At 40.9% G+C, this 20,893-nt stretch carries 17 protein-coding genes; 4 read left to right on the forward strand and 13 right to left on the reverse strand.

Annotation, left to right across the window (positions count from 1 at the left end; genetic code table 11):
- Nucleotides 1-58: 58 nt before the first annotated feature.
- On the forward strand, nucleotides 59-2,308 hold the full coding sequence (locus ACRWQM_RS14190) for a PAS domain-containing protein (RefSeq protein WP_434930402.1): 2,250 nt from the start codon (nucleotides 59-61) through the stop codon (nucleotides 2,306-2,308).
- A 5-nt stretch (nucleotides 2,309-2,313) separates the two neighbouring features.
- On the opposite strand, the gene ACRWQM_RS14195 is transcribed toward ACRWQM_RS14190, so the two are convergent.
- The 7 genes from ACRWQM_RS14195 to tkt form a co-directional block, all read right to left on the reverse strand.
- Complete coding sequence (locus ACRWQM_RS14195) at nucleotides 2,314-3,714, reverse strand: hypothetical protein (RefSeq protein WP_434930403.1); 1,401 nt, start codon at nucleotides 3,712-3,714, stop codon at nucleotides 2,314-2,316.
- A gap of 958 nt (nucleotides 3,715-4,672) precedes the next feature.
- A complete protein-coding gene (locus ACRWQM_RS14200; protein ID WP_434928394.1) occupies nucleotides 4,673-5,413 on the reverse strand; it encodes a DUF481 domain-containing protein in 741 nt (246 codons plus the stop codon).
- Between the two features lie 109 nt (nucleotides 5,414-5,522).
- The gene (locus ACRWQM_RS14205; RefSeq protein WP_434930404.1) at nucleotides 5,523-6,872 is read right to left on the reverse strand and encodes an MATE family efflux transporter; all 1,350 of its coding nucleotides are present in this window, start codon (nucleotides 6,870-6,872) and stop codon (nucleotides 5,523-5,525) included.
- Nucleotides 6,873-7,061: 189 nt separating this feature from the next.
- Nucleotides 7,062-8,126: a class II fructose-bisphosphate aldolase gene (gene fba, locus ACRWQM_RS14210; protein WP_226410935.1), complete on the reverse strand. Its 1,065-nt coding sequence runs from the start codon at nucleotides 8,124-8,126 to the stop codon at nucleotides 7,062-7,064.
- A 144-nt stretch (nucleotides 8,127-8,270) separates the two neighbouring features.
- Nucleotides 8,271-9,449 (reverse strand): phosphoglycerate kinase, encoded by a 1,179-nt coding sequence (locus tag ACRWQM_RS14215; protein WP_434928392.1) that lies wholly within the window; start codon nucleotides 9,447-9,449, stop codon nucleotides 8,271-8,273.
- A gap of 135 nt (nucleotides 9,450-9,584) precedes the next feature.
- Nucleotides 9,585-10,607 (reverse strand): erythrose-4-phosphate dehydrogenase, encoded by a 1,023-nt coding sequence (gene epd / locus ACRWQM_RS14220; protein ID WP_434928391.1) that lies wholly within the window; start codon nucleotides 10,605-10,607, stop codon nucleotides 9,585-9,587.
- A gap of 140 nt (nucleotides 10,608-10,747) precedes the next feature.
- Nucleotides 10,748-12,742, reverse strand: coding sequence for a transketolase (gene tkt, locus ACRWQM_RS14225; RefSeq protein ID WP_434930405.1), 1,995 nt, complete (start codon nucleotides 12,740-12,742; stop codon nucleotides 10,748-10,750).
- A 486-nt stretch (nucleotides 12,743-13,228) separates the two neighbouring features.
- Here tkt and metK point away from each other — a divergent pair, with 486 nt between their 5' ends.
- A complete protein-coding gene (gene metK, locus ACRWQM_RS14230) occupies nucleotides 13,229-14,380 on the forward strand; it encodes a methionine adenosyltransferase (protein WP_434930406.1) in 1,152 nt (383 codons plus the stop codon).
- Between the two features lie 117 nt (nucleotides 14,381-14,497).
- Here the strand turns inward: metK and ACRWQM_RS14235 are convergent, their stop codons facing one another.
- The 3 genes from ACRWQM_RS14235 to ACRWQM_RS14245 are packed head-to-tail and all read right to left on the reverse strand — an operon-like array spanning nucleotide 14,498 to nucleotide 15,772.
- Nucleotides 14,498-14,923, reverse strand: a complete 426-nt coding sequence (locus ACRWQM_RS14235; protein ID WP_434930407.1) for a hypothetical protein — start codon at nucleotides 14,921-14,923, stop codon at nucleotides 14,498-14,500.
- Between the two features lie 7 nt (nucleotides 14,924-14,930).
- Nucleotides 14,931-15,485, reverse strand: a complete 555-nt coding sequence (locus tag ACRWQM_RS14240) for a GNAT family N-acetyltransferase (protein WP_434928387.1) — start codon at nucleotides 15,483-15,485, stop codon at nucleotides 14,931-14,933.
- Entirely contained in the window at nucleotides 15,482-15,772 is a 291-nt protein-coding gene (locus ACRWQM_RS14245) for a hypothetical protein (RefSeq protein WP_434930408.1), read from the reverse strand. The genes ACRWQM_RS14240 and ACRWQM_RS14245 overlap by 4 nt, the downstream gene beginning before the upstream one ends.
- Before the next feature lie 98 nt (nucleotides 15,773-15,870).
- Between ACRWQM_RS14245 and ACRWQM_RS14250 the strand changes: the two genes are divergently transcribed.
- Together ACRWQM_RS14250 and argR are read left to right on the forward strand one after the other, a co-directional pair.
- Nucleotides 15,871-16,287, forward strand: coding sequence for an META domain-containing protein (locus tag ACRWQM_RS14250; protein ID WP_434928385.1), 417 nt, complete (start codon nucleotides 15,871-15,873; stop codon nucleotides 16,285-16,287).
- 164 nt (nucleotides 16,288-16,451) lie between these two features.
- Nucleotides 16,452-16,922, forward strand: coding sequence for a transcriptional regulator ArgR (argR, locus tag ACRWQM_RS14255; RefSeq protein WP_226410943.1), 471 nt, complete (start codon nucleotides 16,452-16,454; stop codon nucleotides 16,920-16,922).
- A 181-nt stretch (nucleotides 16,923-17,103) separates the two neighbouring features.
- Here argR and ACRWQM_RS14260 read toward each other — a convergent pair whose 3' ends face one another.
- The 3 genes from ACRWQM_RS14260 to ACRWQM_RS14270 form a co-directional block, all read right to left on the reverse strand.
- Nucleotides 17,104-18,042, reverse strand: coding sequence for a Dyp-type peroxidase (locus ACRWQM_RS14260; protein ID WP_434930409.1), 939 nt, complete (start codon nucleotides 18,040-18,042; stop codon nucleotides 17,104-17,106).
- A 120-nt stretch (nucleotides 18,043-18,162) separates the two neighbouring features.
- Complete coding sequence (locus tag ACRWQM_RS14265; RefSeq protein ID WP_434930410.1) at nucleotides 18,163-19,191, reverse strand: ABC transporter ATP-binding protein; 1,029 nt, start codon at nucleotides 19,189-19,191, stop codon at nucleotides 18,163-18,165.
- A gap of 1 nt (nucleotide 19,192) precedes the next feature.
- Nucleotides 19,193-20,824 carry an ABC transporter permease gene (locus ACRWQM_RS14270; RefSeq protein WP_434930411.1) on the reverse strand — a complete coding sequence of 544 codons (1,632 nt, stop codon included), beginning with the start codon at nucleotides 20,822-20,824 and terminating at the stop codon, nucleotides 19,193-19,195.
- Nucleotides 20,825-20,893 lie beyond the last annotated feature (69 nt).

The following is a 20,893-nucleotide window of genomic DNA, read 5'->3' on the forward strand; positions in this document are numbered from 1 at the left end:
ATTAGCGTCCACTTCACTTTAGTGTAGTTTGGCTACTTATACAGACAAAGTTGGCGCAATGTTTAAAAGAAAAACAACAATTTCAGGTATTACATCCCTCATTGCTTCAGTCCAAGATATTCATTGGTCTCGCACCCAAATTTTATCACTTTTTAGTCAGGTTATTTTATTGCTGATTGGGCTGATTATTATCAGTAGTACCATCATTGATATGGGTGAGCGCAGACTACAGGAAGACTGGGCTGGCCAACGATATAGCGAATTACAAACAGTAGCCTCACTCGCCACTGACAAAATGGGATTTTTACAATTTAGAACCCAAACATTTGCTAATGGGGAGTTGCTTCGTCAATACCTTTCTAGCCCGAATGAAGAACAAAAACAAAAACTTTTTCAAAGCTGGAACTCTCTAACACAAAATATTCCTGAATTACTTGGCCTGGCATTGTATGACCCACAAGGAAAACTTAAATTTTCCACATCAAGTAATTTAGAAAACCTAACCCTACCCCCCAAATTATTGAAAGGGAAGAGCACCATGGGAGGTGCTGAAATATACTCCTCTGATATGGCATTTACCCCGATTGATGGCAAACTCGAACCCTATATATATCAACTAGCATGGTTAGAAAACCTTGATCAATCTATCAATGGTTATCTAGTCACATTTAACTCTGTTACCCGATTATTAGATACCATAAAACCGGCTTTTTTTAATCCTAACTCGCCGTTATTGTTATTAGATAGTCAGAGTTTTTTATATGCTGGCGCAAATCAGCCTAGTCCATTAAATAATATGCCTGATACCTTAGGAGCAAGTTTAAAACAAACCAACCCTGAGCTGTGGCAATCTATGGCGATGAACAATTTCGGCCAATTTCATAGTAAAGACTCTACATTTGTTTACTTGAAGGTGGAGCTTACCGGGCAAAGTGAATCAAAAAAAGAATATTTCTTTTTATCTTATATTCGTCACCAGGATATCGCTGCACGTTTTGATCCCTGGAAAATGGTACTTATCGTTGCCAGCATTGTGATCGGGTTATTGGGCGTAGGAGTAATTGTTTTTCGCCAGCGTTATTTAATGGAAAATAAGGCCAGAAATAATAGTATTCGCTTGTCGAATGGATTATTTAATACCGAGTTAAGTTACGCTATCGTCAATGATAGTGGCCGAATTCTGGGGATTAACAACAGTGCTGCAAACTCATTAAATTATCAACTAAATACCTTAACCGATCGCAGTTTACAGCGAGTGATCAATCTTTCTGACGACAAATTTGAAGCGCTGAAAACAATTTTACGTACCGACCAGTATTGGTCTGGCTGTGTCAGTTTAGAAGATGATAACCATCAGGTTAATATCCACATACACCGCCAAGCACTATCGCAAAAGGAACATTACTGGATTGTGGTATTTAATGACATCAGTGAATTAGTTGCTAGTCGTCAACAGGCTTTCCTCAATCAATTGCTCAGCGAAAACGCAATAGCAACCACATTAACTAACGCTGAGGGAAAAGTAATTAACTGCAACCATAGCTTTGATAATTTAATGCAGCTGCGCGGCGAACACCAGGTTGATATTAAGACACTGCTGGGCAGCGAAATTAGTGATATTTGGAGTAATATTCTTACCCAGGTGACCCTGCAAGGTGAGTGGCAAGGTCATGTTACGCCATTTGATCAAAGCCGTTTTATTGAAAACTTAAAAATTACCGTCATGGGCCATATGTCTCTTGAAGGGGATATTGAATACCTTATCTTTACTGTCGAAACCAATGCCACGGGTCCTGTCATAAATCAAAATATGATCACCCCAAAAAGCAGTATGGTGATGCGGTTAGTTGATTTAGAAAACTACTTCAACAATACCAGTGAAAACATTAAAGCCAGCTCAAGCTTACTGGTCATGGATATCAATCCAGAAGGTATTTTTAGTAACATGGGCGACATCAGTCAGCTTGAAAAGCGCCAGCAAGATATTGAGGTTCAAATGTTGATAGACTTACCGGCAAACTATCAATTAGCTCACTGGCAATTGGGTAAGTTAGTGCTATTTTTACCGCACACTGATGCCACCCGAACCCATTTATTTGCTATTGAGATGCTTAAAAAGCTCGCAACAAAACACTTAGATGAAGGTATAAATATTGGTATCGCAGGCTATTGTGCTCCTCAAAGCCTTGAGCAATACCTCATCAATGCAGATGTGGCATTAAAGCGCGCTAAGCAATCAGGTGACCAAAATATTTGCCAAGCCTTTACCCGGACCTTTGATTATGAAAGCAATTCACCTCTGGAATAAGCACACTATTCCTGTTCAATACTAAATGGATTCACATTGTCAGGTAATTTGCTTTCAGTTATTTCAATAATACTTGAGCGGTTCATGGTCACTTTAAAGCGAGCGTACTCAGGCGCTTCTTTGCCATCTTTGAGCACCGCAACTAAATTGAGTTGATAACGGCGCTCTACAGATTCATGACTCACCTTCCCCTCTGATTCATGGTAAATTTTTGCGTTACCGCGCTCAAGGTATCTAGCAAAGGGAATTAAGCTGAAATTTACTTGCTCTTGAATTTGCGAATATCCTGCCTCAAAGGGTTTATTGGTGACTTTAGTCGCAATACGGTAGTGCAATGTTGTCGTGTCGACCTTATTTTGGCTATGACGTTGTTTCATAATTTCGGCGACATGTTTTGGAATATCTTGCGGGCGAATAAACTCCAACCAAACTAACTGCTTAGCAACGATTGCTTGCGTAGTGGTATCACGCAATATTCGACTCCAACGCGGTCGTCCGCGCTGAATAAGGCGCCACATGGCATTGCGAATATCTTCTTTAAATATCTCACGAAAACCATATATCACTGCCAAAGTCAGTAATAAGGTCATCGTTAGACCATTGAAGAATCCTTGAGCCTTAAAAATAAGCGCTGACACAACAAGCATAACTAACCCTGTGGCTAATCCAGTCACAAACTTCTTTAACCCGATCCCTAAAGGCTTTAATTCTTCTTTTAATACTACCCCTTGCTGAATAAGCCGACGAAGCAGTAACATTTTATTAGAAATACGATTTGCATCTTGCTTAGTTTGAGTCGAGTTATAACGCTTTTCTACTTCACGATATTGATTTTCGCTGCGACACAGTAAAATAACTTTCTCTGTAATGTCATTATATTCAGCACTACGAGGTCGAGACGCTAAAGTTTTGAGTAATTGTTGCTCACAAAACCAGGACAAATAATTATCGGCGTGCTCAAAGTATGACTTCCATTTTTCTTCACTGGGTTCATTACGGCGGAATTTTTTTAGTAACTGCGCGACGAGTTCGCACAAATCATTTAAAACGGGATAAAATTCATTTGCCTCTGACTTTTGACGTAACTCTTTAGCATCGGTTTCAATCGCAACAGCAAATTGATAAGCAAATAGATTAAGATATAAACGAAACTCTTCCAAAGTACGTTTATTCAAACTGGCAAAACGAGATTGAACTAGCGGTAAATGCAGCCCTTTGGAGTAATATGAGCGTCGGCCAACTATACCGCTATGATAATATTCCTCCTCATTTAAGGTATTACTACCGATCGACATTTCATTAGGCAAAAAAAAGTACAAATCAAAAGTTCGTTGAACGCCTGTGCCCATTTGATGGCTAAATTTAACCGAAAGCGCTTCTTCTTGTTTAACTTTTACCTTTGCCACTGATCCACTCTACTCGCATATTCGATGCTAATAATCTTACTATAGATTAGTTAAATCTCTTACAATCTTAATTTAATTTAATCAGTTACAACCAAGATTAAAGTGTAACAGTCTGAAAATTAAGTCACTAATTTGTTAGATACAATAATTTAAATTCCACCGTTTAAGTTGCATAGTTTACATACAATAAACCATCTTTTAAAAGATATTTGGGGTATAAATTAGCTATAAAGCTCAAATCTTCGCCATGATACTGACAGGAGGTGAAAAACTGAAATATAGATAAGCACACACAATGATGATCAATATTAGCATCAAAAAATATAACCTATAGGGCATGGTTTTATAGGGCAAACCTAATAAACTAGATGCACGAACTAAATTCCTTTTATACAGTACGGCTCCTTGTCCTGGAATGTATTCGAGTAAGCAAGCTTGCTCTTTACCTAAAAAATGGACTAATGATTCAATCGTTTTTGAGACACTTACGTGGGTCATAGACGATGATGCGAGCTGACTTATTGGAACGACCTGGCCTCGATGCAGAACTAGCTGTTCAAGCACCCAAAATTCTTGATCATTTAAAGGCCAGCTGAGGTCTCTTGAGGGATCAACGAATAATTTATTGGGCCGATCAAACCAACAACTCCCGATTTGCATGCCTTACTCTCGCTAGGTTCTAAAGGGTTATCTAGCCTCACATGTTAAGTGCTTACCTAGCATGTAAATGCCTTTACAACGTCGAAGTCATTCAACATTATTTGCCATATTGTGCACCTAACTAGCGATTAAAATCGTGAACCTGAGCGCGAATCGAACATATTAAAGTAATAATATCGATTTTATAAAACGGGGATAGCAGTGAAATCAAGAGAAATACTTTAAATTCAAGCTAGAGTGCAAAAATATAGCTGGTAAATACCAGCTATATTGAGGTAAAAACACTCAAACAGAAAGATTAAAAGGCATATAACAAGGTCATATTAGTTTCTGTATCAGTGCTTTCTTTACCTTCAAGCGGATCGCTATTATAACGCACAATAACGGCGAACTTCATTGCTAGTGCGCCAACAATGTTTGCGGTTAATGATGTTTCTGAGCGCGCATCTAATTTTTCACCCCAGTCGGCAACAAAACGTTGTTGGAATTTAGATGAATCACTGATTTTAGTTTGATAATTTAACACGGCGTGAGCAACAACGCTGTCTTCAGAATCATAGCCTTCAGCCAGTGCAGTTTCTTCATCTAAACCTTGATAAATATAACCGGGACCAATTTCAGCTTGTAGAGATGTATCTGCAGTATCAATAAGGCGATGACCATAACCTGAAGAGGTTGTTGAGGTAAAATCATAACCAGTAAAAGGATCGACTTCATAATTGGTGTTGGCGAAAATATAGCTACGCTCATTAATTTGATAGTTACCTTGAGCACCGACAAAATAACGTTTTGCAGTGACATCACCGGTATCTTCTTTATAAAGCCCCTCGAATAAGTATTGGTTTTCCCAATTATCTAGCTCATGCTTCAAATCTAAACGTGCTTTAAAAGAAGATGTATCTGTGTTGCCTGTCGTTAAGGTTGCCCCTAATTCAGCTTCTCCACCAAATGTGTCATCACCTTCAACAAAATCAGCACCAGCTTGAGCTGTGAATGGTATTGCAAATGTTATTGCAGCAGCTAAAAGCATTTTTCTCATATTATTAGATCCTTTTCTGTACGTTAATCCTCTCAAAATCGGACGCATATTAACACTTTGATAATAAAATTGAAAAACTGACTGAACGGTATGCCTTACTAAATATTGATTAATCATGCTCTAGTACTAGACTTTTTGATTGCCAGCGTCCACTGCGCCAGCGCCATAACATGGCTAATCCACGCACCCACTCATCAACCGCCAAAGCGGCCCATATACCAACTAAGCCATACTCTAAATGAATACCGAGCCAATATGCCCCAGGAACCGCAATACACCACATAGAGAAAACACCAACAAAAAACGGAAATTTGGCATCACCACTGGCGCGTAATGCATTAATCACCACTAAATTAAATGTGCGTCCAGGCTCCATAAACAGGGTGAGAATAAATAACGGTGCCACTAATTGCAGCACATCGGTTTCATCGGTAAACAATGCCACAAGATCTTGGCCCCAAATAGCGGCTAATGCGGCCACTGAAGTGGTGACTATTAACCCCAACTTCAAAGCACGATACATTTGTTTTTCAGCAGCCTTAATAGCTTTAGCTCCCACTAAGTGACCGATAATGATTTCATTACCAATACCTATGGATAATCCAAACAACAAAATAAACATACAGATTTGAAAGTATAACGACTGTGCGGCTAATGCTTTATCGCCCATCAAACCAACAAATGAGGTCACTACTAAAAACTGCAACATCCAGGACAAATTCTCTCCCGCTGCCGGCAAACCAATGTGAAACACTTTTTTAAGCATTGTCCATTTTGGTTTAATAATTGAAGGGACATGCAGGCTAATTCCGGTATAACGTACAAAAAGAACCAACATGATGCATACACCGATAATACGCCCCGTGACAGTGCTAATTGCCACACCGGCCACGCCCATTTCAGGTAAGCCAAACCAGCCATAGAGTAAGAGTAAATTACCGATAAATGTGATGATATTAATCGCTAATGTTACCCACATAGCTTGCAAAGTATGACCATGGGCGCGCATTGCTCCAGCAATACACATCGCCATAGCTTCAGGAATTAAACATAAGCCGACAATTTGTAAATATAACTTACCGTCTGCAAGTAAGTGCTCGGGTAAATTCATTAAATAAAGAATAGAGCTAGCACCTGCAACAACGCCAAACGCCGCAACTACTCCCACACCTAGGTTAAAACCGATAGCCGAGTAAACAACATCACGGGCAGCAGCTTTATTTCTAGCACCAAGATATTGGGTTATCACCACACTTGCACCAATACTGACAAAGCTAAATAAGGTAATGGCTAGTTGAAACACCATATTGCCAACAGACAAGGCTGCAACACCTTGATATGAAACATGACTTATCATAAATGTGTTTAACGCTGCGGTTAAAAAGTGCAGTGCAAAATCAATAAATAATGGCCAGGTTAAGCTAAATAATGATAACGGTTTATCTGTCGCGGTTTGCATAATTGCGGTTTCACTAATGTTTGTGATTAATAATGAACAAGAGAGTAGGTCGATATTTAAATTCGACTCGGATTAACAGATTACAATTACAGTATGACGAAAATGCACCAACTAACAAAAAACTATAAATGCTATCAAACAAAAAGCCCGCCGAAACCTAAGTCTGACGGGCTTTAACGCGGCTATAAATTAGACTATTTTTGGGTCTAACTCGCCAGATTGATAAGCTTTATACATAGCTTGTAACGACTTAGGCTTAATTTTAGATGCCATACCAGCACAACCAAACGCTTCATAGCGCGTAGTACAAATGTCTGCCATAGCTTCCATTGATGCTTTTAAGAATTTACGTGGATCAAATTCTGCTGGATTTTCAGCTAAGAATTTACGAACTGCACCAGTAGAAGCTAAACGCAAATCGGTATCAATATTCACTTTACGTACGCCATGCTTAATCCCTTCAACGATTTCCTCTAAAGGAACACCGTAAGTTTCAGGGATCTGACCGCCATACTGATTGATAATCTTTAACCACTCTTGTGGTACTGAAGATGAACCATGCATTACTAGGTGAGTATTAGGAATACGGGCATGGATTTCTTTAATGCGATCTATTCGTAAAACATCACCTGTAGGCTTACGACTAAACTTGTAAGCACCATGGCTAGTACCAATTGCAATAGCCAATGCATCAACGTGAGTATCTGCAACAAAACGCGCAGCTTCTTCTGGGGTTGTTAGCATTTGGTCCATAGTCAGAATACCTGCAGCGCCGATACCATCTTCTTCGCCAGCTTCGCCTGTTTCTAAACTGCCTAAACAACCAATTTCGCCTTCAACAGACACACCACATGCGTGTGCGAAAGCAACAGTGCGACGAGTCACATCCACGTTATATTCATATGAAGCTGGTGTTTTACCATCGGCCATTAACGAGCCGTCCATCATAACTGACGACATACCTAATTGAATAGAACGCTGACAAATATCAGGATCGGTACCGTGATCTTGGTGAATACACACTGGAATATCTGGATATTGCTCAAGCGCTGCAGCCATTAGATACTTTAAAAACTGTGGACGAGCATATTTACGCGCACCCGCAGAGGCTTGCACAATAACAGGGCTGTCTGTTGCTTCAGCCGCTTGCATAATTGCACGCATTTGCTCAAGGTTGTTTACGTTAAAAGCAGGTACGCCATAACCATGTTCAGCCGCATGGTCTAGCATTTGTCGTAGAGAGATAAGAGCCATTTTTGTTCTCCAATTATAGGGTGATTACTCACCTAGGTCGCTATTTTTTGGATGGATTTTTATATTCCTTAAGCTAACAATTGTTAGGTCTGTTAACTTAAGGAACGGTTTTTTATAATAATTATTATTTTTATCGCTTAACGCTTATTCTGCGCCGCGTTGTTCAAGCATTTCTACAGCAGGAAGCTTTTTGCCTTCTAAAAACTCTAAAAAAGCACCGCCGCCGGTCGAAATGTATGAAACTTTATCTGCAATATTGTATTTATCCACTGCCGCTAAGGTGTCACCACCGCCAGCAATAGAGAAGGCTTTTGAATTTGCAATGGCCTGGGCGATACGCTCAGTGCCTTTACCAAATTGGTCAAACTCAAATACGCCAACAGGACCATTCCACACAATCGTGCCAGCTTGTTCAATAATCTTTGCCAAAGCTTCTGCACTATCTGGGCCGATATCAAAAATCATGTCGGTGTCACTCACATCGCTCACAGACTTTAGTGTCGCTTCAGCCGTTGGGCTGAATTGGCTGGCAACAACAACATCTGTAGGGACAGGAATGTCAGCACCGCGACTCTTGGCATTAGCGACTAAACGCTTAGCTTCATCAAGTAAGTCTGCCTCATATAATGATTTGCCTACATTGTGACCCGCTGCAGCAATAAAGGTATTGGCAATACCGCCACCCACTACGAGCTGATCAACAATACCGGACAAGCTTTCTAGCACAGTTAACTTAGTAGAGACTTTAGAGCCACCTACAATGGCCACTAACGGACGTGCTGGGTTATCCATTGCTTTAGCTAAAGCATCTAACTCTTGGGCCAATAATGGGCCAGCACAAGCGATAGGAGCAAACAGACCAACACCATGGGTTGATGCCTGGGCGCGATGTGCGGTGCCAAAAGCATCCATAACGTACACATCACATAATGCTGCCATTTGCTTCGCGAGTGCTTGATCGTTTTTGCCTTCGCCAACGTTAAAACGCACGTTTTCAAACACAACCACTTCACCCGCTTTAGCGTCAACACCGTTAAGGTAGTCATCAGCTAAACGAACTGGGCAATCCAGTGCGTTAACTAAATAATCGACAACAGGTTGCATCGAAAACTCAGCATTGAATTCGCCTTCAGTTGGACGACCAAGGTGAGACATCACCATCACAGCAGCGCCTTTTTCAAGTGCCAGTTTGATTGTTGGTAATGCAGCACGCAAGCGTGCGTCACTTGTTACAACACCGTCTTTAACGGGTACGTTTAAATCTTCACGAATAAGCACGCGCTTATTTTGCAGATCTAAATCAACCATATTGATAATAGCCATAATTAGCCTTTCCTTATAAATGTAAAAATTAAAAAACAAATCTGTTGTTCACCGCCGATGCATGATCCACGGTTAAAAAATCATTTAAGTACTTTGATTTAGTTATTTAGTTATTTTTAACATAAATCATCAGGATTATTTTTTTGACTGCCTAGCTTGGATCATCGCCAAGCTTGTGTCGAGCATGCGATTAGCAAAACCCCACTCGTTGTCACACCATAAGAGTAATTTTACCAAATGCCCGGCGCTGACACGGGTTTGGGTGCCATCAACAATACTCGACCGCGGGTCATGGTTAAAATCACATGACACTAATGGCTCTTCTGTATATCCCAAAATACCATTAAAACTGCCATTTGAGGCCAAGGCTAACACCTGATTAATTTGGGCTATATCGACTTTTTTCTCAAGGGTAACGGACAAATCAATCGCTGTAACATTGATTGTTGGCACGCGCACTGAAATGGCCTCAAACATATCTTTCATGTGGGGCAATATACGCTCAATACCGCGTGCTAACTTGGTATCCACTGGAATAATTGACTGACTGGCGGCGCGGGTGCGACGTAAATCATCATGATATGCATCAATCACTTGCTGGTCATTCATCGCCGAATGGATCGTGGTAATTGCGCCACTTTTAACCGTAAAATGCCTATCTAACACATCGATAACCGGCACAATACAATTGGTTGTACAGGATGCATTGGACACGACTGTATGCTCAGGGCGCAGTAAATCATGATTCACCCCATAGACTATAGTGCCATCAACATCGGGAGAAGAAGGATGAGAAATAAGGACTTGTTTAGCACCTGCTTGAATATGCACTTCACATTCTTGACGATCATTTAAGCTACCCGTCGCTTCATAAACAATATCGATATCCAGTTCAGCCCAAGGTAGTTGACTTGGGTCAGACTGATTAAGCAATAGAATGGCATCATCACCAATAATAAGATGATTGTCTTTTAAGCTGACCTGATGTTTAAAACGACCATGGGTTGTATCGTATTGGGTAAGATGACGAATAGCGTCGGGTTTTGCGAGTTCGTTAATCGCAACTATTTGAATTTGGTCACGCTTCCCTGATTCATATAACGCCCTCAGAATGGAGCGACCAATACGACCATAACCATTTATTGCAACTCGAATCATTCCATTCCCAGCATAAAGAGAGAGATTATTAAGGCAGAAAAATAAAAAACGGCCAACACATAAAGTGTCGGCCGCCATATTATACACAATTAAGCACTTAACATATAAGCGCTAATTTGAGTCAATCGTGGATCATGTTTTTAAGCCAGTGCTTTGACTTTGCTAACCACATTATCAACGGTGAAGCCAAAGTGCTTCAATAAGTCGCCACCCGGTGCTGACTCGCCGAAGGTTGTCATGCCGACAACATCGCCATCAAAGCCAACATACTTATGCCAGAAATCAACATGAGCCGCTTCAATTGCTACGCGTTTAGTCACAGATCGAGGTAATACAGACTCTTTGTAAGCTGCATCTTGCTTGTCAAACACATTGGTCGACGGCATAGACACTACGCGTACTTTGATGCCATCGACAGTTAATGCTGCAGCAGAATCAACCGCTAACTGCACTTCTGAACCGGTAGCAATTAAGATAACGTCCGCAGCGCCTTCACAATCAAGCAGCACATAACCACCTTTAGCGACATTGGCTAATTGCTCAGCGCTACGCGCTTGAGCCTTAAGACCTTGACGGCTAAAGATTAAAGACGTTGGCGATTTGCGAGTTTCAATTGCAGACTTCCAAGATACTGCTGTTTCAGCAGCATCACATGGACGCCATACAGTCATGTTAGGTGTCATACGTAAGTTAGCTAATTGCTCAACAGGTTGGTGTGTAGGACCATCTTCACCCTGACCGATTGAGTCATGGGTATAAACGAAAATGTTCTGGATACCCATTAATGCAGACATACGTACCGCATTACGTGCGTATTCCATAAACATCATGAATGTTGCGCCGTAATTGATGAAACCGCCGTGTAATGAGGCGCCATTCATAATGCCACTCATACCAAACTCACGTACACCGTAATAAATGTAGTTACCGGCTGCATCGTCTTGAATACCTTTTGAACCTGACCATAGCGTAAGGTTTGAACCAGCTAAGTCTGCGCTACCACCAAGTAACTCAGGTAACATAGCACCAAAGAAACCAATAGCATTTTGTGATGCTTTACGACTTGCAATGCCTTCAGCTTTATCTTGGCATTCTTGAATAAATGCTTGTGCTTTTGCTTCAAAGTCTGCCGGTAAATCACCGTTTAAGACACGACGTTCAAACTCTGCCGCTAATGCTGGGTGAGCCACTTTGTATTCAGCAAATTTGTCATTCCATAATGACTCATTAGCCACACCTTTATGCTTAGCATCCCAACCAGCATAAACATCTGATGGAATGTCAAAAGGAGCATGTGGCCAGTTTAAGAATTCGCGAGCCGCTGCAATTTCTGCATCACCTAATGGTGCGCCGTGACAATCATGGCTACCCGATTTATTCGGTGAACCAAAACCAATAATTGTTTTACAACAGATCATTGTAGGCTTATCTGTTACAGACTTAGCTTGTTCAATTGCGGCGCGGATTGCATCAGGATTATGACCGTCAACATCAGCAATAACATGCCAACCGTATGCTTCAAAACGCTTAGGCGTATCGTCAGTAAACCAACCTTCAACGTGACCATCGATAGAAATACCGTTGTCATCCCAGAATGTAATTAGTTTACCTAAACCTAATGTGCCAGCTAATGAACAGGCTTCATGTGAAATGCCTTCCATTAAACAACCGTCGCCTAAGAAACAGTAAGTGAAGTGATCAACGATATCGTGGCCATCACGGTTAAACTGTGCTGCTAAGGTTTTTTCAGCAATCGCCATACCAACGGCATTACTGATACCTGCACCTAATGGACCCGTGGTGGTTTCAACACCAGGGGTATAACCATATTCAGGGTGACCAGGCGTTTTAGAGTGCAACTGACGGAAATTTTTAAGCTCTTCAATTGGAAGCTCATAACCCGAAAGATGTAATAGAGAGTAAATAAGCATTGAGCCATGGCCATTAGATAAAATAAAGCGGTCCCGGTCAGCCCAGTTAGGGTTGGTTGGATTATGCTTTAGGAAATCATTCCATAATACTTCAGCAATATCTGCCATACCCATTGGTGCGCCTGGGTGTCCAGAATTGGCTTTTTGAACGGCATCCATACTTAACGCACGAATTGCGTTTGCGAGTTCTTTACGAGATGACATGCTCTCTCCTGCTTGTTTAATGAGGTCTAGCGGGCAATTGTGGAGACATATTTTCCCCTACTAGGCGGCGCGACGCAAATTAATATTTTTCGTGTGTATCAATTCAAACATCAGATTGGCTAATAAAGCGCAATAATTGCCATAAATTGGCTTAATATAGCAGCTTAAATAGTGGCATTAAGCTTCCATCAAAGCGGACATTATTGGTTCAGGTAATTTATTTATTGGGTTTATATTGTCTAATTATGTATACAGTTACGTTAAAACCTCACGATTAAAATGTCACTTAAACCTTAAATTTCATCACGTTAATTACACAGAATAGCAAACAGCTTATCTTGCTGTTTAACATTTTCATGAAACATTGCACAATTCTACGCTTTAATTCGTATAGTGGGGTGTTATCAAAATCAATTTCGACTAGAATAGACGTCTAGACGTATATAAATTTATATTTTTTATCAGCAAACGATGAGATTTCCGACTATGGCAAAGCACTTGTTCACTTCTGAATCAGTTTCAGAAGGTCATCCAGATAAAATCGCCGATCAGATTTCTGATGCGGTATTAGACGCAATACTTGAGCAAGACCCAAAAGCTCGTGTTGCGTGTGAAACCTATGTCAAAACAGGCATGGTATTAGTGGGTGGCGAAGTGACCACTTCTGCTTGGGTTGATATCGAAGAAATTGCTCGTAAAACCGTGCGTGACATTGGTTATACTCATTCTGATATGGGTTTTGACGCTGATTCCTGTGCAGTTTTGAATGCAATTGGTAAGCAATCTCCTGATATTAACCAAGGTGTTGACCGAAGCGATCCTGCTGAGCAAGGTGCTGGCGACCAAGGATTAATGTTTGGTTATGCGAGTAACGAAACTGATGTGTTAATGCCTGCACCTATTACTTACGCGCACAAATTAGTTAAACGTCAATCAGAAGTGCGTAAAGATGGCACCTTACCTTGGTTACGTCCTGATGCAAAAAGTCAAATTACCTTTGCTTATAACGATGGCAAAATTGTCGGTATTGATGCAGTTGTGTTATCAACCCAACATAAAGAAGAAGTGAAACAGGCTGATTTAATTGAAGCTGTGATGGAAACCATCATCAAACCAGTATTGCCTTCACACTGGTTAACTAAAGATACTAAATACTTTATTAACCCTACTGGCCGTTTTGTTATTGGTGGCCCTGTTGGCGATTGTGGTTTAACCGGTCGTAAAATCATCGTAGATACCTATGGCGGTATGGCTCGTCATGGTGGCGGCGCTTTTTCGGGTAAAGATCCTTCAAAAGTTGACCGTAGTGCGGCTTATGCTGCGCGTTATGTGGCTAAAAACATCGTCGCTGCTGGGTTAGCTGATCGCTGTGAGTTACAAGTGTCTTATGCAATTGGTGTTGCAGAGCCGACTTCAATTAGCATTGAAACATTTGGCACAGGTAAAGTATCAGAAGAGCTACTGATCAAGTTAGTGCGTCAACATTTCGAGTTACGTCCATATGGCTTAACTGCAATGTTAGATTTGGCTCGCCCTATCTACCAAAAGACTGCGGCTTATGGCCACTTTGGCCGCAGTGAGTTCCCGTGGGAAGCAACTGATAAAGCAGATATTTTACGTGCTGATGCAGGCTTCTAACTAAAGACTGACTAGTGTGAATTAAAAAACCGCCATTCAGGCGGTTTTTTATTGTCTGCATTCCAAGAGCCGTTAAATCTAAACGTCGCAAAAATGGAGCGCTAATGTAATCGGCAATCAGCAGTGATCAAAATGAGCGCTTTCGACGCACATAAACCCGATTTGCTGCATGGTCATAATCGGTACAGTGATTGTGTTCACGACTTGAATATTGCTGCTTTGTACATCTATGGGATCAATTAGGCTAAATCCCACTTCATATTGATTTATCTTGCCACAATCTATCCAGCAATAATCTATCTCATGACATTCATTATCACAGCCATCACTTTCTTGATTATCACTTAACCCTAACCACTTAATGGCATAACGCGGTGTCGAGTGAACCGTGTTATTGGTGATTAATATTATCTCAGCGGCATGATATTTATATTGATGTTGCGCTAGCACAGCGACAACTAATTTGGCGTTATCGAATGCACTCAAACGCAATCCAAGATAAGGCGCAAACAACTCATCAAATTTAGGCGGTATATTCAGCATTTTTATCTCAATAAATCACTCGAACTAACAAGTAAAAATCACGCTGTTGAAAACTAAAGAAATCGACAACTTGCATATCGGCATATTGAGTATGGGCACTGAAGGAACGGCTATTATCTTCAGCAATATAGGCAACTAAATATCTAACCTTGCTGCTCACCGCCTCGGCAATATGATTAACTAAGTGAGCAAAAATGCCTTGGCCACGATACTGTTCAGCTATCCATATTGGTCCATATTGACAACTATTGGTTTGAGTAAGCGCTAATTTAACACCATCACGTTCAATATCTAATTGCGGCAGCTTTTGAATTATTTTTTGGTACAGTGCTTGTTTAGCAAAGAAGTCCCATTTAGCAGCAATAACGTAACCGACAATCTGCTGGTTATCTAGCGCCAGCATGATCCAATGTTGATTGATTAATAAAGTCACTTGCGCAGCCGTTAAAGCCTGCCCTTGAAGACTGGGATCAAACTGGCCTAGCTCAGCATTAACATGGGTGCGTTCTAGCTCGACTAACTGCGAGACATCCGCGAGATTGGCTTTGCGATATAGAATCACTCTTTTTCCTGCGGCTTGTCAGATGGGGAACTTTCAGATTTAGGTGCTTCAGCTTTATCACTTTCAACTGACGGAGGCTTAGCTAAAGCAGTATCTTGTTTTTTAGCCCATTCGATGACTAATGCTACAGGATAGGGCGTCATCATTGTTAAACCTAGGCCAATAAGGCTCGCCACCATCAACATTCCCTGAGCACGCTGGCTAGATTCGGTAAAAATCAGTAAATAGCTGCCCGCAAATAACAGTAATGACCCTAAGTAATGAAGCCCTTTTAACCATTTAATCATATCGATTTCTCACTAATAGGCCGATGACGTGTTATCACTTTGACACAGTATCAAGTAGAATAGCTTCAATTGAAGCAATCCAGGCAAATACAGTAAACATGATAAAGCATTTTTTAGGCGCCGCAGCAGTTATTTTTTCATTAAGCGCATGCCAAAGTTATTCAGATATTGATAACACCACAACACTTGTTGGCCAGTGGCATATTGAATCCGTGCTGTCAGAACCAACTATTGATTACAGTCCTGCAAAATTAGTTTTTTCTGACAACGGTCAGTTAACAGGCAACACTAGTTGTAATCCATTTATGGGCCAATATTCACTTAAAAATGATTTGCTGACGCTTTCACCCGCGGGCTCAACCCGCAAAGCTTGTATCGAAGCACTTATGGTACAAGAACAAAGAGTGATGCAAGCACTACCTTTAGTTTATAGCGCCAAGCTTAATCAAAATAAGTTACGTTTAGTCAATAAAAGCGGCCAAACCATTATGGTGCTAAGCAAATTAAACAAATAGCTTAACCTTCCCAACTTGTGACTAAGTAAACTATTTACTACACTTCACACAGTGCTTTAAATTGAATTTATATTCACAAAAAATGGATTTTTCTTGACTCAAGATTCATTTCTATTCAAAATGTAGCGTTTTTTTGAATAACAACTATAAGAAGAAAATACAATATGCCAACCAATAAAAATCAGGATGATCTGGTCAGAACATTTAAAGCAATCTTAAAAGAAGAACGCTTTGGCAGCCAAAGTGAAATCGTTAATGCGCTTCAGGCTGAAGGATTTGGCAATATTAACCAATCTAAAGTATCGCGAATGCTGAGCAAATTTGGCGCAGTAAGAACCCGTAATGCCAAACAAGAAATGGTTTATTGCTTACCTGCTGAATTAGGCGTGCCAACAGCAGGCAGCCCGCTGAAGAATTTGGTACTTGATGTTGACCATAACCAAGCAATGATAGTGGTACGTACCAGCCCTGGTGCTGCTCAGCTAATTGCCCGATTATTAGACTCGATAGGCAAGCCTGAGGGTATTCTAGGCACTATTGCCGGTGACGATACTATCTTTATTAGCCCTTCAAGCATCAAAACAATTGATGATACGCTTGAAACGGTTAAGTCTCTGTTTAACTTCACTGAGTAACTGCTTAGTTACACTAAGAAGCAGCTATTGGCGATCACTGAATCCCGAAATATCGATGCTTGCCACTAAATACCCAATAAAAAAGCAATGCTTTGGCATTGCTTTTTTATTGGGTATTTTTGTTAACAGTGACGGCTAATAATCACTATTAATGACAGCTGCTACTCATCTACCGTAGACATTACTCTTCTTCCCACTGGGTGAGGAAATCCAGTGAAGGTGCAAAAAAAGATGACCCGGTTAATGCTTTAGTAAACAGCATTAAATGGTCATGGTTGCCATGTCCATCACCATAAATCATGCTACGTAGCATTTGCTCAAAGTTATCAGGTGTCTTACAGCTAGAGATAAACATAAGTCCCTGCTCTTTAACTGAGCCATAAGGCATACTTTGACGTAAAATTTCCATAGTATTGCCATCAGCATCTTTTAAATTAACCCGTTTGGTATGGCTGGTTAACGGCTTATCGGCTGATTCATATTCAATATCATCTTGTTTAGTCCGGCCGAAAATATCTTCTTGCTTCTTAACAGGCAAACGTTGCCACTTTCTTAAATTGTGAGCAAATTTCTGAACATGGATATAGCTACCTGACTTAAATTCAGGATCTTCCTCTGCCACCAAAGCAACCTGTTGACGATGACGACCTTTAGGATTTTCAGTACCATCAACAAAGCCAGTTAAATCTCGGCTATCCATAAAACGGAAACCGCGCTCCTCATCAACCAGCTCAACCAAATCTTCAAACATTTGGTTAATTTCATTGGCTACCAGGTGCAAAATATCGAAACGATCACAGCGAATATGAACAAATAAATCATATTCGATAGCCGGTGCATCACGATTCCCCTCATTCATTGCTGGGAAAGGTTTTAACAGTGCGGGGCGGGCCTGCGGATAATATGTATCCCAAAAATTAGCCCCAATACCAACAAAGCCATTAAAGGCACTATCAGCATATTGATCTGTTAGCTCATAGATATATTGCGCTACACTAGCAATCGAAGGACGCAGTTTATCTTCAACGCCGTCGTTGGCATTAAACATCAAATAAATACTATGTAAATTACCTTCAGCACATATCCCTAATTGCTCGCGCGGCATAACCTGATTATCCATATTGAAACAAACCACCTAGATTGTTATCGGAAAGAAAGACTTAAACTGAACGATTTAATTCAGTGTTCAATCAATTGAAACTCTTATAATCATCATAAAATAATTTTTCAATAACACAAATCAAAAAATAACCAAGGGGTGCGTTGGTGCAAATAAATTAACTTTTTGCCCTGGCGATAACTGTAACATTTGGCTTTTTACTTCCAAACAATGCTCTTCAACTTTGACCCAATAATGACAAACCGTTCCTAAAAACCTTCTATCTATGATAGTGGCGACGCCATTATCATCAGCAACCAGTTCAACTTGTTGCGGTCTAAGTAATAAGTGCCCTTGATAATCTACAGGATAATTTATAGCGGCACTACTTTGCAGTAAACCAATGGGTGATGATACTTGCTGACTATTTGTCACCGTTATTGGTAAATAATTACCAGCACCTAAAAACTCAGCAACGTAACGGTCAGTAGGGTACGCATAAAGATCTTCAGCCAAGCCGTGTTGAATAATAGCACCCTGCTTAAATAAGGCTAATTTATCAGCAAATACAAATGCTTCATCTTTGCTATGGGTGACAAATACAGCGCTAACATTACGCAGTTTCAAAATGCTTCTTATTTCAAGCATCATCTCATTACGCACTTGAGCATCAATGTTAGAAAAAGGTTCATCAAGCAAGAGTAACTGGGGTTCATAGGCCAGTGCGCGTGCAATAGATACACGTTGTTGCTGCCCACCAGACAACTCATGGGGGTAACGTTGGCCTAAGCCGTTTAGCTTAACTAGTTCTAGCATTTCATCTAAACGCGCTTGACGCTCAATTTTATTCAAACCTTTGACGCCGAAAAGAATGTTATCGGCCACATTGAGGTGAGGAAACAAAGCATAATCTTGAAAAATCATTCCTACCCCGCGCAGCTCACTAGGTATAAATATTCCATCACCGGTAAGGGTATTGCCATTGATTTGAATTGTGCCCTGACTAATCGGCTGCAAACCTGCAATAGCGCGAAGTAAGGTGGTTTTCCCACAGCCACTGGGACCCAGCAAGGCGACTATTTCACCTTGTTGTAGGGTAAGATTAAGCCCGTTTAAAATCACTTGTCCTTGGTAATCACTGAAGACATTTTCGATGGTGAGAGTCGACATATTAGCGAGTATGCTCCAATGAACGGTTAAGATAAATCAACGGGATAAGTCCAACAAATACAATTACAATAGCTGCCAGAGCGCCATGCTCGAGCTTTTCATCAGACACAAATTGGAATACATAGGTCGCTAGATTTTCAAAGCCAATTGGCCTTAATAATAGCGCTGCAGGCAACTCTTTCATACTTTCAATGAACACCAGTAGCGCACCAGCCAATAAGCCCTTGCGCAATAATGGCAAATGAACACGCATTAGTAGCTGTATAGGCTTTTGGCCCATAGTAATACTGGCCATATCTAACGATGGTGATATGCGCTTATAACTGCTCTCAAGGCTACCAATTGCTATCGCTAAAAAACGCACCGTGAATGCAAATACAATCGCAAAAACACTACCCGTAAAAAACAAACCAGGGCCGCGAGCGCCAAACCAGTCATAAATATCATTAACCGCAAAATCTAAATAGGTCAAAGGTACTAGCACACCAATAGCTAAAACTGTGCCAGGTAAGGCGTAACCAGTGCTACTTAAGCGTGATGGTAGAGAGTCTGATTGCCTAGGACTCACTCGACGTACGAACATCAATATTAAAGCTAATAATAAACATATTAAGCTAACGAGTACCGCTATATACAAACTATTCCAGCTATATTGCCAAAAACGAGCATCCCAACTTTGGTCAAAATAATCGATGGCATAAGCGCTCAAAATTATAAAGGGTAATAAAAATGCAAACAGTAATAATCCACTGCAGTACGCCCAAGCTGCAAAAGATTTAATTCCTTTTAGTTGATACCTATCACTATCGCTAAGTGCTGATTGCTTTTGAAATAATTCTTGCTTGCGCCGGGCAAACCGCTCAACACCGACCATAGTAAAAATCACTAACAGCATAATCGCTGACAATTTGGCTGCCGCAGTTAAACTGCCATAGCCCAGCCAAGTGTCATATACCGCCGTGGTTAATGTTGGCACAGCAAAATAGCTTACGGTGGCGTAGTCGGCAGCGGTTTCCATTGCAACCAGTGCCACACCTACCGCCAACGCTGGACGTGACATAGGTAAAGCTACCCGCCAAAAGCTACGCCAAGGGCTAGACCCCATAATGCGCGATGCATGTAATAAACTAGAAGACTGCTCCATAAAAGCAGTACGAGCCAATAAATAGATATAAGGGAACAGCACTAACGATAACATGATCGCTGCACCACCTAGACTACGAATAGCAGGAAAATAATAATCGTGTGGAGAACTCCACTGAAACAAATCTCTTAAGACACGTTGTACAGGACCTGCATAGTCCAGCATATCAGTATAAACATAGGCGACTATATAGGCTGGCATAGCCAATGGTAATAGCAATAACCATTGAAAATATCGACGCCCAGGAAACTCACAACGGGCGACAAACCATGCTGCAGGTACGGCAATGACTAACGAGCCAATACCCACCAGCAGCATAAGCAATAAGCTATTAGCAATATAGGTTGGAAGTACGGTATCAAACAGGTGCTTAAAAACGGCTTCATCGGGAAATGTGGCTTGCACTATTAATGCAATAAGCGGCAGTGTGATCACCGCCGCTATTAAGTAACCAGTAAGCGACCAGCTTCTGGATAAACCTAAAATCATAACAACTATCCAGTTAAATCAATACGGTGCAATCCTCGACACCGTATTGAGTGACAATGCAAAAACTGG

The organism is Shewanella sp. HL-SH5 (assembly GCF_051163755.1).
Lineage (GTDB): Bacteria > Pseudomonadota > Gammaproteobacteria > Enterobacterales > Shewanellaceae > Shewanella > Shewanella glacialimarina.